Source organism: Maricaulis parjimensis (genome assembly GCF_016817355.1).
Lineage (GTDB): Bacteria > Pseudomonadota > Alphaproteobacteria > Caulobacterales > Maricaulaceae > Maricaulis > Maricaulis parjimensis.
In genome coordinates this window covers 601,467-616,551 of record NZ_JADOTT010000001.1, presented here as the reverse complement: position 1 = coordinate 616,551, position 15,085 = coordinate 601,467, and the positions used below count along the sequence as shown (strand labels likewise).

The 15,085-nt window shown below is 64.2% G+C and carries 15 protein-coding genes; 5 read left to right on the top strand and 10 right to left on the bottom strand.

Going from position 1 to position 15,085, the window contains the following annotated elements:
• Window position 1 precedes the first annotated feature (1 nt).
• The 7 genes from I0K07_RS02825 to rsmI all read right to left on the bottom strand — a co-directional run bounded on the left by I0K07_RS02825 (window position 2) and on the right by rsmI (window position 8,076).
• Window positions 2-1,333: an AmpG family muropeptide MFS transporter gene (locus tag I0K07_RS02825; protein ID WP_203291150.1), complete on the bottom strand. Its 1,332-nt coding sequence runs from the start codon at window positions 1,331-1,333 to the stop codon at window positions 2-4.
• A 36-nt stretch (window positions 1,334-1,369) separates the two neighbouring features.
• Complete coding sequence (locus I0K07_RS02820) at window positions 1,370-3,292, bottom strand: ATP-binding protein (protein ID WP_203291149.1); 1,923 nt, start codon at window positions 3,290-3,292, stop codon at window positions 1,370-1,372.
• Window positions 3,293-3,416: 124 nt separating this feature from the next.
• A complete protein-coding gene (locus I0K07_RS02815) occupies window positions 3,417-4,949 on the bottom strand; it encodes a YifB family Mg chelatase-like AAA ATPase (RefSeq protein WP_203291148.1) in 1,533 nt (510 codons plus the stop codon).
• Between the two features lie 208 nt (window positions 4,950-5,157).
• A complete protein-coding gene (gene gshB / locus I0K07_RS02810; RefSeq protein ID WP_203291147.1) occupies window positions 5,158-6,105 on the bottom strand; it encodes a glutathione synthase in 948 nt (315 codons plus the stop codon).
• Window positions 6,102-6,767, bottom strand: a complete 666-nt coding sequence (locus I0K07_RS02805; RefSeq protein WP_203291146.1) for a BON domain-containing protein — start codon at window positions 6,765-6,767, stop codon at window positions 6,102-6,104. The genes gshB and I0K07_RS02805 overlap by 4 nt, the downstream gene beginning before the upstream one ends.
• A gap of 32 nt (window positions 6,768-6,799) precedes the next feature.
• A complete protein-coding gene (locus I0K07_RS02800; protein WP_203291145.1) occupies window positions 6,800-7,183 on the bottom strand; it encodes a YraN family protein in 384 nt (127 codons plus the stop codon).
• Window positions 7,180-8,076, bottom strand: a complete 897-nt coding sequence (gene rsmI / locus I0K07_RS02795) for a 16S rRNA (cytidine(1402)-2'-O)-methyltransferase (RefSeq protein ID WP_203291144.1) — start codon at window positions 8,074-8,076, stop codon at window positions 7,180-7,182. The genes I0K07_RS02800 and rsmI overlap by 4 nt, the downstream gene beginning before the upstream one ends.
• On the opposite strand from rsmI, the gene I0K07_RS02790 reads away from it, so the two are divergent.
• Entirely contained in the window at window positions 8,075-9,424 is a 1,350-nt protein-coding gene (locus I0K07_RS02790; protein ID WP_203291143.1) for a penicillin-binding protein activator, read from the top strand. The genes rsmI and I0K07_RS02790 overlap by 2 nt on opposite strands.
• Here I0K07_RS02790 and hemW read toward each other — a convergent pair.
• Both hemW and rdgB read right to left on the bottom strand, forming a co-directional pair.
• A complete protein-coding gene (gene hemW, locus I0K07_RS02785; RefSeq protein WP_203291142.1) occupies window positions 9,421-10,599 on the bottom strand; it encodes a radical SAM family heme chaperone HemW in 1,179 nt (392 codons plus the stop codon). The genes I0K07_RS02790 and hemW overlap by 4 nt on opposite strands.
• Entirely contained in the window at window positions 10,596-11,195 is a 600-nt protein-coding gene (gene rdgB, locus I0K07_RS02780; protein ID WP_420828472.1) for an RdgB/HAM1 family non-canonical purine NTP pyrophosphatase, read from the bottom strand. The genes hemW and rdgB overlap by 4 nt, the downstream gene beginning before the upstream one ends.
• 362 nt (window positions 11,196-11,557) lie before the next feature.
• On the opposite strand from rdgB, the gene I0K07_RS02775 reads away from it, so the two are divergent.
• Window positions 11,558-12,106, top strand: coding sequence for a DUF2975 domain-containing protein (locus I0K07_RS02775; RefSeq protein ID WP_203291140.1), 549 nt, complete (start codon window positions 11,558-11,560; stop codon window positions 12,104-12,106).
• A 13-nt stretch (window positions 12,107-12,119) separates the two neighbouring features.
• Window positions 12,120-12,356 (top strand): helix-turn-helix domain-containing protein, encoded by a 237-nt coding sequence (locus I0K07_RS02770; RefSeq protein ID WP_203291139.1) that lies wholly within the window; start codon window positions 12,120-12,122, stop codon window positions 12,354-12,356.
• Window positions 12,357-12,524: 168 nt separating this feature from the next.
• Here the strand turns inward: I0K07_RS02770 and rph are convergent, their stop codons facing one another.
• On the bottom strand, window positions 12,525-13,241 hold the full coding sequence (rph, locus tag I0K07_RS02765; RefSeq protein ID WP_203291138.1) for a ribonuclease PH: 717 nt from the start codon (window positions 13,239-13,241) through the stop codon (window positions 12,525-12,527).
• Between the two features lie 128 nt (window positions 13,242-13,369).
• On the opposite strand from rph, the gene hrcA reads away from it, so the two are divergent.
• Window positions 13,370-14,443, top strand: coding sequence for a heat-inducible transcriptional repressor HrcA (hrcA, locus tag I0K07_RS02760; RefSeq protein WP_203291137.1), 1,074 nt, complete (start codon window positions 13,370-13,372; stop codon window positions 14,441-14,443).
• Window positions 14,444-14,451: 8 nt separating this feature from the next.
• On the top strand, window positions 14,452-15,051 hold the full coding sequence (gene grpE, locus I0K07_RS02755; RefSeq protein ID WP_203291136.1) for a nucleotide exchange factor GrpE: 600 nt from the start codon (window positions 14,452-14,454) through the stop codon (window positions 15,049-15,051).
• Window positions 15,052-15,085 lie beyond the last annotated feature (34 nt).

The following is a 15,085-nucleotide window of genomic DNA, read 5'->3' as shown; positions in this document are numbered from 1 at the left end:
GTCAGGACGTTTCCTGTTTCTCCAAGTCCCGAACGCCACGGGCCGCATCAGAACCGCGCATCATGATGAACATGATGAGTCCTGCCATGGGCAGGGCATAACTCGCGGTGACGAGGAAGAAGCTCGTATAGCCGATGACATCTGTCATGGCGCCCGAAAAGCCCGCAATGAACTTGCAGATCAGGGCGTAAAGCGAAGACAGAAGCGCGTATTGGGTCGCGGCATTCAGCGGATCCGTCAGGGATGACAGATAGGCGATGAATGCCGTGCCGACGAAACCGGCCGCTACATTGTCCGCTGAAATGACCACCGCTAGGAGCCCGACGCTTTCGCTGTCGCCGGTCGCTGCCAAATAGGCGAAAGCCGCATTGGTCAGGAAGGTGATCAGCGCCCCCAGAACCATGGCCCGCAGCACGCCGTAACGATAGGCGACCAACCCGCCGAGAAAGCCACCAGCGATCGTAGAAATCACGCCAGGACCACTCTGGATTCCGCCCACGATAGCGCGGTCAAACCCCATGTCGGAATAGAGAGGGCTAGCCATTACCCCCATTGTGAAATCTGACAAGCGATAGAAGGCAACCAGAAGGAAGACCGGCACGATCCAGTGACCTAGTCGGTCCCAGAACTGCTTGAAAGGCTCAATGACCGAGTCTGCCACCCGCTTACCGAAACTCTGCGTATCCGGCTCGCGATAGGCGTGATGCGGCTCCTTCATGAACAGGATCAGAATGGCGCAGATGCCCATCGTCGCCGCCATGGCCAAGAAGGACACGGTCCAATTGGTCCATTCGGATATGGCCAGGCCGAAACCGGAAAACATGATCGCGCCGCGATAGCCCAGCACATAGGCTGCCGCCATGTTGGCCTGCTTGTCCCGCGGAGCGGATTCAATCCGCCAGGCATCAATGGAAATATCCAGCGTGGCGCCGGAGTAGGACAGGATGAAAGCGCCGAACGCGGTCAGCAGCAGGCCTTCGGCCGGGTCGGTGAAGGCGATCAGTGCCAGACCGGCCATCGTGCCGACAATCGCAAGGATCATCCAGGAGCGCCGCTTGCCAAGCGCCGAGGTGAGGAATGGAATGGGCACTCGATCCACGACAGGCGCCCAAAGCGGTTTCAACGTATAAGACAGCGTCACCCAATAGAAGAAGCCGATCGTCGTGCGATCAATTCCGGCGTCCCGCAGCCAAAAGCTCAGCTTGGAAAACACCATCATCAGGGGCAGGCCTGACGCGAAGCCCAGCACCAGCATCGCCAGCATGATGGGCTTGCGGTACATGGCCAGGGTCTGGCCCCAGCTTCTCGGCGCCTGAGCCGTTGCGTCTGCCATAGGGGATTTCCTGTGTGATGTCAGAAGACTGACGGATCAGCCCATGCTGGCGCGGTTTTCGGTGCGGCACAAGTTAAGGAGAATTTGGGTTAGCCGGTCCGGGTCGAGGGGTTTGGAGAGGAATTCATCCATGCCCGCCTCCAGGCAAAGCTTGCGGTCAGCTTCCGATGCATTGGCCGTCAGTGCGATGAGCGGCAGGCGCTGACCGCGGCGGCGGGCTTCGCGGGCCACATCGGGGCCGTCCAGGCCGGGCATGCGCTGATCCAGCAGGGCGGCATCGAATTCCTGCACGGCGAGCGCTTCCAGGGCGCTTTCGCCATCGGTGACGAGCGTGACCGTGATGCCCAGATTTTCCAGGGATTTGCGGGCGATCAGCGCATTGACCGGGTCATCCTCGGCGACCAGGAGGCACAGATCGGACACGTCCGGCTGGAAGGCCGGGCGACGCACGGGCGCCGGAGCTTTCTTGTCCACCGGCGATCCGGCCGGGGCGAGATGCTGGGCCAGGGTGGCGGCGCGGACCGGTTTGACGAACCAGCCATCGTCTGCGCCGGCCCGGTCGGTCAGGACCTGGTTCTTTTCGGCCGGGGTCACAAGATGCCAGACGCGCCGGGCTGAAGCCGCGAGATCCGGCCCGGTCCAGCTGGCATCAAGCAGAAGGTCACAGCCCTTGAGGTCATCGGCCGGGGTTTCCGGCGTGACCAGGTGGATGCTCGCCCCCAGCGCCTGCAGCTGGTCGCGCAGACTGATCTGCAGCACGCGGGAATGCGCGGCAATCGCGAGCGCGCGCCCCTCGAGCGGGCGGTCGGCGACCTGCTCCAGCACCGGCAGTTCGAACACGACCCAGAATTTGGCGCCTTCGCCGAGGCGGCTTTCCACGCCCATCTGGGAATCCATGGCTTCAACCAGACGCCGAACCATGGCCAGACCCAGCCCGGCCCCGCTTTCCGATCCATTGCGCTCGGCCGCACCGCGCTCGAAATGTTCGAACAGGTTTTCCTGGTCTGCCTCGGAAATGCCCGGCCCGGTATCGCTGACCGACAGGGCCAGGCGAGGCTTTCCTTCGGCATCGGGCGCATTCGCGATGTCGACGCGCACCCCGCCGGAGGCCGTGAATTTCACGGCATTGCCGATCAGGTTGAACAGGATCTGCTTGATCCGGGCCGCATCGCCCAAAATGCGCTGCGGTGCGCCTTCGGCACAGACCACGCCGATCTCGAGACCCTTTTCCTGGGCCCGGGGCGCAGCGAGCTCCACCGTGTCGCGGACGAGCTCGGTCACATCCAGCTCCTCGGGGCGCAAATCCAGCTTGCCGGCCTCGAGGCGGGAGAGGTCGAGAATATCATCCACCATGGCCAGGGCGTGCTCGGCCGAGAGGGCAATCGAGCGGACATAATCCGCCTGGTCCGGGCGGAGCGGGGTCGCATCCAGGAGGCGGGCCACACCCAGCGTTCCGGCCAGGGGCGTGCGCAATTCATGCGTCACAGCGGCGAAGAACAGCGATTTGGCTTTCTGGGAAGCTTCCATGTCCTCATGGGCCTCGCGGCGATGGGTCACGTCCCGGCCAACCGAGATCACGCCGGCCTCATCGGGCAGGAGACGCTCATCCCATTCAATCCAGAGCGGGCCGGACCGGGTCCGCATCAGCATTTCATAGCGCCGGGACTCCGCGTCACTGACCGGCGGGGCCACCGAGAACCAGCGCCCGATCCAGTCGCCGCGTTCACCGCCAAAGGCTTTCAGGAAGGCGGCATTGACGTAGAGGACGCGGCCACCGAAACCGCGCACTAGGATAAGCTCGCCCGTGGCATCCAGGGCTGTCAGCAGGATATCGTCCAGACGCTGGGGCGCCTCGCCGCGCGGATGCAGGAAGACGGGCCCCGCTCGGTCCGAAGCGGATGCGGTCTGTGGCCGGTCGCCATCGCCCTTCGGGCGGTTATCCTGATCATCGCGTGACATGTCAGGGATTTGTCTAGCAGAGAGCTGTTAACGAAGCGTCGTTTTCGCTCGGGTGGGCACAACCCTGTCCAAGCCACTCAAGCGCCTGACCCCACACGGATTTCATCCGGATGGCCGGTGCGTCTCAACCCGCAGACACCGCGCTTGCAGATTGCTGGTTGGCGATGGCGAGTCCGCGGCGGCTGGCGAGGGCTTCCGCGATATGGATGCGGCGCACCGCATCCTGCCCCTCCAGGTCTGCAATCGTGCGGGCGACCCGCAATATGCGGTGATAGGAGCGGGCGGTGAGATTATGGGAGAGGGCCGCCTCATTGAGCAGAGCGTCTCCGGCCCGGTCGGGCGCTGCGACATGGTCGAGCAGATCGGTGGGCAAGTGGGCGTTGAGATAGCCGCGCCGGACCTGTTCCTCGCGGGCTGCCGCAACGCGCGAAGCGACCTCAGCCGTGCCCTCGACCGGCGGCGGCAGGGCCAGATCGGCGGGGGTGACCGGCGGTACGTGGATTTGCAGATCGATCCGGTCGAGCATCGGTCCGGAAATGCGCGCCTGATAGTCCGAGGCACAGCGCGGACCGCGACGGCAGGTCTGGCCGTCCATGCCGCCACCCCCGCAGCGGCAGGGATTCATCGCGGCGATCAGCTGGAAACGAGCCGGATAGCTGACATGGGCGTTGGCACGGGCGACGGTGATCGAACCCGTCTCCAGCGGTTGGCGCAGACTGTCGAGCACTTGCGGATGGAATTCGGGCAATTCATCCAGAAACAGAACACCGTGATGGGCCAGGGACGCCTCGCCCGGACGGGCCCGTGTCCCGCCACCCACCATGGCCGCCATGGAGGCGGAATGGTGCGGTGACCGGAAGGGGCGCGTGCGGGTCAGACAGCCGCGCTCCAGCAGGCCCGCTACCGAATGGATCATGGAGACGTCGAGGAGCTCCGCCGGAGCCAGGGGCGGCAGAAGGCCGGGCAGGCGCTCGGCCAGCATGGATTTGCCGGAACCGGGCGGCCCGACCATCAAAAGATTATGATGGCCCGCCGCCGCGATCTCGACGGCCCGCTTGGCGCTCTCCTGGCCTTTCACCTGTCGCAAATCCGGCTGACCTTCCGGCTCCACGAGTTCACCGGGCGCCGGCCGGGCCAGGACCTGGCTACCCTTGAAGTGATTGATCAGCTGGATCAGGGTCGCCGGTGCCAGAATGGGCAGATCACCCCCCGCCCAGGCCGCTTCCGGCCCGCTGGCTTCCGGGCAGATCAGGGACAGGCCAGCCGCATTGGCGGCAACCGCCGCCGGCAAAGCGCCGGGGGCCGGACGGATCCGCGCATCGGCCCCCAATTCCCCGAAGACAAGATGTTCCTCCGCGGCATCCTTGGGCAGCACGCCCAGCTCGGCCAGGACACCGATCGCGATCGGCAGGTCGAAATGTGCGCCCTCCTTGGGCCGGTCGGCCGGGGCGAGGTTCACGATCAGGCGTTTGGACGGCAGGGAGAGACCGATGGCCGAGAAGGCCGCGCGCACCCGTTCCCGGCTTTCATTGACCGCCTTGTCGCCCAGACCGACGACGGAAAATATCGGATTGGCACCCCCTGCAATCTGGACTTGTACGTCCACACGGCGGGCTTCTGCCCCTTCAAAGGCGACGGAGGTTGTGCGTGCGGCCATGGATTTCCCTGCCATACCGGATATTGCAAACATGCTCCGGGTCTGTTGTGGCAGGAAACGACCGTCTGCCAAATGGCGGGCGCGATCTCATTAAGAAATCGCTAACCTTCCATCAACATTAGGTTTTCCACAGGCTTAACCATCCCGAAGTCCAAATCGGGAACAAATATGGAACGAATTAGAACAACACGTCAAGCGTGTATTCGCTTCAGGCCGCGAGACGGGCCTCGACGCAGTCCCAGAAGATCGCGCACGTATCGACGCCGGAGAAGCGCTTGAGCTCCTGCACCCCGGTCGGCGAAGTGACATTGATCTCCGTCATGCGTCCGCCGATGACATCAATCCCGACCAGGACGAGATCCCGCTCTTTCAGGATCGGCCCTATCGCCTTGCAGATGGCCAGATCGGCCTCATCCAGCTCGGACGGTTCGGCGACGCCGCCGACATGCATGTTGGAACGGGTTTCACCCTTCTGGGGCACGCGATTGATCGCTCCGACCGGTTCGCCATCAATGATCAGGACGCGCTTGTCGCCCTTGGAGACGGCCGGCAGGAAGGCCTGCGCCACAACCGGTTCACGCGACTGGGCGAAGAACATTTCCAGCAGGGACGCAAAATTCCCGTCACCCGGTTTGAGCCGGAAAACGCCCGCCCCGCCATTGCCGTAGAGCGGTTTGATGATGATGTCGGAATGCGTGTCCCGGAAGGCTTTCAGCGCACCGACATCCCGTGTGATCAGGGTCGGCGGGATCAGGTCCGGGAAAAGCAGCGGCATGATCTTTTCCGGGCTGGACCGGACCCAGGCCGGGTCATTGAGCACCAGGGTCTTGCCCTTGAGGAATTCCAAGATGTGGGCCGCCGTCTGATAGGCCATGTCGAAGGGCGGATCCTGACGCATCAGGACGACATCGACGTCTTCCGCCAGGTCCAGGATGACCGGATCACCCAGATCGGCATGATTGCCCTGCTCGTGGCGCACCCGGACCGGGCGTGCCCGCGCCAGAACCCGGCCTTCCAGCCAGGCCAGCGTATCGGGCTGGTAGACGAAGAGTTCCGCACCGCGAGCCTGCGCTTCTTCCATCAGGGCAAAGGTCGTGTCGGCGTCGACATTGACCGTTTCGATCGGGTCCATCTGGACCGCTACACGCAAGCTCATTGATTTGTCTCCGAACCACCCAGCAATTGCGGACCGGAGTTAGGGGCTGAATTGCCCGGATCAAGGCTTGGCAGGGCTTCACCCGCACATGCCGCCGCCCGGCGCTCACCGCGGGCAGGCAGGTTCGGGTCTGCACCGGCAACCCGGACATAGGAGATCACTTCTTCCACACCATCCACCAGGGAGGCATGGGTGGTGGCCCGGTCCAGCTCACCGCGATTGCGGGCGACGCCGAGCAGATAGACCACACCATTGCGGGTCTCGACGTTGAAATTGATCGAGCGGACATTGCGGTCGGAGATCAGGCGCGCATTCACGCGCGTGGTGATCTGGGTATCCCGCGTGCGGTCCCGGAAACCCTGGCCGGGGCCCACTTCCAGATCATTGGCGACATTGCGGACAGCGACGGACGACCAGGCCAGGCATTCCGCCATGCGTCGATCATCCTCGCGCGGGACCCGGCCGGTCAGGAGGGCAATGCCTTCTGTAACCTCGACATCCACGCCATCGAGGGCAAAGCCCTCAGCGCGCAACATGTTCGACTTGATCGCGACCGAGGCGTTCGTGTCATCGAAGGACCGTCCGATGGAGCGCTCCTCGAGCACGGTGGAACACGCGCCCAGCAGTCCAAGCACCAGCGGGACCAGTAGCCAACGAAGCATAACTCTCTCCTGTCGAATCGACCTTGCGCACCCTAGAGCAGATTGATCGCGCGATCATCCGGGACCCAGGCTGCGCGATGATGCACCGGCCAGCGCCAGGGCGCGACCAGAAACAGGTCATAACGCATGTGAAGATCGGAAAAACCCCGATGGCGGGCCCGCCAAAGCCCGGCAGCCCGGATGATCCGTTCCCGCTGTTGCCAACCCAGCGCTTCTTCCGCGTCCTTGAGGTCGGCGCGCGCCTTCACCTCGATGAAGACCAGATATTCGCCACGCCGGGCCACCAGATCGATCTCGCCAGCCGGTGTCCGGGCGCGATGATCAAGCAGGCGATATCCCTTGAGCACCAGAACCGCCATCACGATACGCTCGGCCCACCGGCCCCACGCCTCGGCAGCCTGGCGCCGCGCCCTCACCCCGCCGCATCCTTGAGGGCTTGGGCGCGGGCATAGACGTCGCGCCGGGACCAGCCGGACTCGGCGGCAATTTCGCTGGCCGCATCCTTCACCCGCAGGCGCGTCATGGCCTCGCCGAGCGCGGCATCAATACGCGCCTCATCCCAGCCCTGATCCTGTTTGGGTCCCACCACGATCACGATTTCACCGCGCGGCGAGCCGGCCTCCTCATAATGGGCGGCAAGCTCTGACAGGGTGCCGCGCCGGGCCTCCTCATGCAGCTTGGTCAGTTCCCGGCAAACGGCCGCCGGCCGGTCACCGAGGACTTTCAGCATGGACGCGAGAGAGGCGGGCAGGCGGGAATTGCCCTCATAGATCACCAGGGATCCGGGCACGTCGGCGAAGCCGGACAGCCAGGTTTCCCGCGCCCCGGTCTTCTGCGGCGGAAAGCCCGCAAAGGTGAAACAATCCGTCGGCAGACCCGCAATGGAGAGCGCCGTCAGCACGGCGGAGGCGCCGGGAATGGCGATCACGTCTACATCGCGGGCAATCGCTTCACGCGCCAGTTTGAATCCGGGATCGGACACCAGCGGTGTTCCCGCATCCGACACCAGGGCGATAACCCCACCGGCGGCGAGGTCATCGAGAATGCCCGGCCGGACCTTTTCGCCATTGTGGTCGTGATAGGGCTGCAATTCCGCGCGGATGCCATGCGCATCCAGCAGGCGGCGTGTGACCCGCGTATCCTCGGCCAGCACGCGGTCAGCCGCAGCCAGCACGTCCAGGGCACGCAGAGTGATATCGCGCAAATTCCCGATTGGCGTGGCAACGAGATAAAGACCGGGGGCGAGTGCTTGCCCCGCAGCGCGGTGGCGGCTAGCTTCGCCCTGAATTTCACTGGGTGTTCCGGTCATGCTGTCTGTCATTCCGTCGCGTTTCGCCGCTTGTCTTGCCACCATGGCACAAAGCTCGCGCCCGCGCCTCCTCGCCGTCATCGCCACAACCGGCCTGGTCGTCGCCGCCTGCAGCACACCCGCGCCGCCGCCACCCCAACAACCCATTCCCCAACCCGTCATCGAGCCCCAGCCCGAGCCGGAACCTGAACCGGAAGAACCGGCCCCGTCGCTGGAAACCGGCCTGATCCCGCCGCACATGGAAGGCCGGGACATTGCCCGCGTGGCCGTCCTCCTGCCCTTCTCCGCGGAAAACTCTGGTGCCCGCGGTGAAGCGCTGCGCCTGCTGCGCGCCGCCGAACTCGCCCTGTTCGAACGGGCTGGCGGCAATCTGCTGATGATCCCGAAAGACACGCAGGGCACGCCGGAAGGCGCCCGCGCGGCCGCCCAGGCCGCGGCGGAAGACGGTGCGGATATCATCATCGGCCCGCTCTTTGCCGGCTCCGTGCAGGCCGCTGCTGGTGTCGCCCGCCAGGCGGACATCCCGGTCATTGCTTTCACTACGGATACCAGCGTGGCCGGCGATGGCGTTTATCTGATGAGTTTCCCGCCGGAAATCGAAGTCGCCCGCATTGTCGATTACACCGCCCGTCAGGGCGTGGAACGCTTCGCCTATCTGGGCCCGCAGGACCGTTACGGCCAAGCCGTCTACAATGCGCTGCAGAACACGACCGCCCTGTCGCTGGGCACCGTCACCGCGGAGTCCTTCTATACCGGTGATGTGGAAGCCATGGCCCGTGCTTCGGCCCGTCTGGCCGAAGGCGTGTTTGAACCGCTGACCCCGGAAGAGGCGGACGAGCTGCGCCTGACAGAATGGATTCCTGATCCGGAAGCGCCTTTCCAGGCCGTGATCCTGCCGGAAGGCGGCACGCGTCTGCGCGCCCTGGGTCCGCTGCTGATCTCGCAGAATGTCGACCCGCTGGTCGTGCGTTTCCTGGGCACGGGCCTGTGGAATGATCCAGACCTGCTGCGCGAGCCCGCCCTGCATGGCGGCTGGTTCGCAGCCCCGGACCAGTCGGCACGCCTCGATTTCGAGGCCGCCTATGAAAGCGCCTACGGGTCCGAACCCTCCCGCATTGCCAGCCTGGCCTATGATGCCATGGCCCTGGCCGCGCATCTGGACGGGGGCGAGCTGGGCTTTTCCACCGAAGCCATAGAGGAAGAGCAGGGTTTTCTGGGCGCAGACGGGCTGTTCCGCTTCCATGCGGACGGAATGATCGAGCGCGGTCTGGCGATCTATGAGATCCGCTCCCGCGGCCTGCGCGAGATCGAACCGGCGCCGCTCAGCTTCGAGCCGGAAGCCTTCTAGGCCTCTTCATCGGGCACCAGTTCACCGGACACACCATCCGCCAGGAGCCGGCCATCGCCGGACAGCGCCACATGGTCACCCTGCGTGCGGACAAGGCCCTGGGCCTGCATGCGCTCGAGGCCTGACAGGTCCACATCCAGCCCGGTGGCCGCCCGCAGCACACGACGATCGAGCCCTTCGCTCACGCGCAGGCCCATGAGAACGCGCTCGGCGGCTTCCTCATGCGCCGACAAGCCTGTCTCTTCATGCCGCTGGGGGCCGGTTGCATAGGCGTCCGGCCGTCGCAAAGCCTCGCTGCTGATCCGGCCACCGGCCGAGGCCCGGCCCAGCCGGCCATGCGCGCCCGGTCCCACGCCGATCCAGTCACCGCCCGCCCAGTAGAGACGGTTATGGACGGACTGGTCCGCCACGGAGCGGGCATGATTGGAAATCTCATAGGCGGGAAATCCGGCCGCCTCGCACAGGCTTTGGGTCAGTTCATACAGATCAGCGCCTGCATCATCATTGACCGCCAGCGTCTCACCGCGCTCCACGCGTTTGCCAAAGGCTGTCGCGGGTTCGATGGTCAACTGGTAGGGGGAGAGATGGCCGACACCACTGGCCAGGGCGATGCTCAGCTCACCTTCCCAGTCAGTCGCGGACTGCCCGGCCCGGGCATAGATCAGGTCGAGAGACACCCGCGCAAAGGCGGACTGGGCCGCATCAATGGACGCCTGCCCCATTTTCGCATCATGATCCCGGCCCAGCGAGACCAGGGCCTCATCATCAAAGCTCTGCACGCCCAGGGACAGACGGTTGATCCCGGCCGCGGCCATGTCGGCAAAGCCCGCCTGGTCCTTGGGATTGGCTTCCAGGCCGATCTCCGCGCCGGACGCCAGGCCCCAGAGCCGGTCCGCCGTTTCGATCACCCGGGACAGCTTCGCCTGGGTCATCAGGGAGGGCGTGCCACCGCCGAAATGCAGGCTCACGAGCGGGCGCGGACCAGTGCGCTCCCGCCAGACGGCCATGTCCTGCAGAATGGCCTCCAGCAGGGCTTCACCATCATTGCGCGGCCGGTAGACGTTGAAATCGCAATAGGGACAGATCCGTGCGCAATAGGGCCAATGGACATAGAGCCCCAGCGCCCCACTGAGATCACCACCGGCCGGTGCCGTATCCGAAGGACTGGCCGTCACGCCTTGAACTCGGCCCGGATCATGGCGTCCAGCGCCCGGCCGCGATGGCTGAGCGCCCGTTTCTCTTCGGGGGTCATCTGGGAGAAGCTCCGCGTCTCGCCTTGCGGCTGGAAGACCGGATCATAGCCGAACCCGCCATCGCCCCGGGGTGGCCAGACGATCTCGCCCACGACCTCTCCCCGATAGTGCGCCACAGAACCGTCAGGCCGGGCGAGAGCAATCACACAGACAAAACGGGCCGTCCGGTCCGCGCTGTCCCCCAGCTCGTCCTGCACGCGCTGCATGGCCCGCTGGAAATCGCGCGGTTCACCCGCCCAGCGCGCGGAATAAATGCCCGGCGCACCGTCCAGCGCATCCACGGCGAGGCCGGAATCATCGGCCAGACAGACCAGGCCGGTGGCCTCGCAGGCCGCCTTCGCCTTGAGCGCCGCATTGCCTTCAAAGCTGGATTCCGTCTCCTCCGGCTCGGGCAAATCGAGTTCAGCCGCGCTTTTCAGAGCAATGCCGAAAGGCGCCAGAATTGCCGTCAACTCTTTGATTTTACCCGCATTATGGCTTGCCAACACCCAGGTTTCGCGCTCGCTCATAGACCTCATCCGCTCCGGTTTCTTATCGCCTTTCGAAAAATTCATATCGAAAAACGATATTTTTTGCTTGCGCCCCCGGATCATTCCGTTTATCGATAAACAACAAGGACGGGAGACACCGTCCCACACGCAAGACAGATAACGTGAATTGGTCAGATACAAGAGAAAGGAAACAGGAAATGGTCAGGTCCAACAATTCCAGCTTTCGCACGGTCGCTTCGATTGCGGTCAATGTGATGCTGCTGGTTTCGGTTGCCGCCGGTGCGTTCTACGCAATTGCCCCGGTTGCTGCATGATTGCTAAGGACGGGTGAGGCCTGACGAACGGAGTGCCGTTCACAGGCCTCATCTGCGAAACGGGAAGGGGCGGGCATGAAAACACTGGGCCAAGGCTCACTAGCCTCCATCATCAAGGTGGTGCTCGACATCGTCTGGTATATCGCCTGGGCGTTACTCGCCTTTGCGGCGCTGGTCATTCTCGCGGCCGGAGCGACGCTGGTGATGGATTTGCTGGGTTATTCGCCCGGCCCGATATCGGAATTGCTGCAGCTGATCCGCAATCATGGCTGGATCTTCCCCATCCTCGTGGCGGAGATCATTGCCTTCATGATCGTGATCGACCGCCTGCGCCGGATTTTTGCCACCCTGATTACGGGTGACCCCTTTGTGCCTGAAAATGCAGGGCATTTGCGGGTGATCGCCCTGGCGATCGGTGGCTATCAGATCCTGCGCCACGTCACGCAGGGCGCTGTGGCCATGCTATTGACCATGCTCGACCAGCCGGTGATCGGTGGTCTGGAGCTGACGGCGACGGCGAATATCGACCTGGGCGCCTGGTTTGCGGTGGCAGCCCTGCTGGTACTCGCGGAAGTCTTCCGCGAAGGTGCGAAAATGCGCCAAGAACAAAAACTGACGATTTAGGGAGACGCTGACCATGCCCATCCGCGTCACCCTTGACCGAATGCTCCTCGAGCGCCGCATGTCGCTGACGGAACTCTGCGACCGAGTCGGCATCACCATGGCCAATCTGTCCATCCTCAAGACGGGCAAGGCCAAAGCGGTCCGCTTCTCCACCCTGGAGGCGCTCTGCCGCGAACTCGGCTGCCAACCTGGCGATCTGCTGAGTTTCGACGATGAAGAGGATGAGGAGGATCGCGACGCTGCCGAATAGGCGCGGTGATCCAAAGGAAATCCGGCCGGGTCAAACCGGACGGGTCAGACGGCGGGGGCGGGCCTGCAAGGTCGCCCCTTCCCAAGAGTAGCCTTGCGGGCCGTTTTCAGCCCCCCAGCGCGCTCCCGCCGTCTGTTTCTTCGCCGGTTGCCCGGCGCAGTCCGTGGCTCAGGCCTTCAGAGCCGCCATCTGCATGGCACACAGATCCGCAACACCGGCCTTGGCCAGCGAGAACAATTCGGTGAAATCGCTCTCCGGGATCGGCTTGTCTTCGGCCGTCGCCTGAATTTCAACGATACCGCCATTATCCGTCAGCACAAAATTCGCATCCGCTTCGGCGCGGCGATCTTCCTCATATTCCAGATCCAGCCGGGTTTCCCCGTCGATCACGCCGCAGGAAATCGCGGCCAGCTGGCCATAGACCGGATCGGTTTTCAGCACGCCTTCCTCGATGAGGTAATTGGTCGCCTGTTTCAGCGCCACCCAGGCGCCGGTGATCGCGGCCGTACGCGTGCCGCCATCAGCCTGCAGCACGTCACAATCGATCGTGATCTGGCGCTCACCGAGGGCTTTCAGATCGACCACGGCGCGCAGGGAGCGGCCGATCAGGCGCTGGATTTCCTGGGTGCGGCCGGACTGTTTGCCGGCCGCCGCCTCCCGGCGCGAACGCGTATGGGTGGAGCGCGGCAGCATGCCGTATTCCGCCGTCACCCAGCCCTTGCCGCCACCGCGCAGCCAGGGCGGGACGCTTTCCTCGATCGAGGCCGTACACAGGACATGTGTCCCGCCGAACCGGGCCAGGCAGGAACCTTCCGCATACAGGGAAGCGCCCGCTTCCAGCGTTACAGCCCGCATCGCATCGCGTGCCCGTCCCATCGGTCTCATATCGTCTCTCCGGATTGTTGTTGGTCTAGGCTGGTAGACGGATGCGCCGCCCGCTTCAAGCGCCGGCGACAAACACGCCTGCGCCAATAGGAATTGAACCTTGTGCCGGGCACGACTAATTCAGGGATATGAGCCCGACCCCGCACGCATCGGCACTGGCCGCCCTCGATGACCGCATGCGCACGATCTTCCGAGAGATCGTGGAAGCCTATCTGCGCTCGGGCGAACCGGTCGGGTCGCGAACCCTGTCCCAGGCCGGCAATCTCACCCTGTCCCCGGCCTCGATCCGGAACACGATGGCCGATCTGGCCCAGCTGGGCCTGTTGACCGCGCCCCATTCCAGCGCCGGACGCATGCCGACCCATGCCGGTCTGCGCCTCTTCGTGGACGGTCTGTTGCAGGTCGGCGAGCTGAGTGCGGATGAACGCAAGGCGATCGAGGGCAAGGTGGTGCGCTCCGGCCGCACGACACAGGACCTTCTGTCGGAGGCCTCTTCCCTGCTTAGCGGGCTGGCGGGCGGAGCCGGGCTTGTGGTGACGCCCAAGCGGGAAGCGCCGCTGCGCCATGTCGAATTTGTCCCGCTCTCAGCGCAGGAAGTGCTCGGCATTCTCGTCTTCGAGGATGGATCGGTTGAAAACCGGCTGATGCGGACACCGGAAGGCATGTTCCCGGCCACGCTGGTGGAAGCGGGCAATTACCTCTCCGCGCGCCTGAAGGGCCGCAGCCTGGACGAGGCCCGAAAGGCCATCGCCCAGGAGATCGACGAGCGCCGGGCCCAACTCGACACAGCGGCAGAAACCCTGGTGAAGCAGGGGCTGGCCGACTGGACCGGCCGCAAGGATGACCGCGCCCTGATCGTGCGCGGCCAGGCCCGTCTGCTGGAAAGCGTGGATGCGGCGAGTGATCTGGAACGCATCCGCATGCTGTTCGAGGATATCGAGCGCAAGGAAGAGCTGATCACCCTTCTGGACAAGGCGCGCGACGGGGATGGCGTCCGCCTCTTCATTGGTGCGGAAAATCCCTTGTTCAGCCTGTCGGGTTCAAGCGTGATCGTGGCTCCCTATATGAATTCGGAACAGGAAATCATCGGCGCGCTGGGTGTAATTGGCCCCACGCGTTTGAACTATGCCCGTGTTATTCCGCTGGTCGATTACACAGCCCGTGTCGTCGGCCAGATCCTGGACGGCACGCGACGAGAGTGAAGAAGACCATGAGCGAGAACGAAAACATCACGCCGGAAACCGAAGCCGAAGAGGCCACCACCGAGGCAGACGCCACGTCGCCCGAAGCGGTGATCGCCGAGCTGACCGCCGAGATCGACACGCTGCGCGACGACAAGCTGCGCGCCCTGGCCGACGCCCAGAACACGCGCCGCCGTGCCGAAAAGGAAATCTCGGACGCCCGGGTCTATTCCGTGTCGAATTTCGCCAAAGACATGCTGGATGTGGCGGACAACCTCTCCCGCGCCCTGGCTGCCCTGGATCCGGAACAGCTGGAAACTGCCTCCGAAGGTTTGAGAAACCTGGTCGAGGGCATCGCCATGACCGAGAAATCGCTGCTCTCCAAGATGGAGCGGCATGGCGTGAAAATGATCGATCCGGCGCCCGGAGATGTGTTCGACCCGAACCGTCACCAGGCCGTCGCCCAGATCCCGTCCGACCAGCCTTCCGGCAAGATCGCCAATGTCATGCAAACCGGTTTCGTGATCGGCGATCGCACGCTTCGCGCCGCCATGGTCGCTGTCTCCGCTGGCCAACCCGGTGGCAGCCCGACCGGTGATGCGGGCGGCAATGTCGACCTGAAGGCCTGATCCGCAAAGCCGGCTCGCCAGAGCGGCCAAGCTC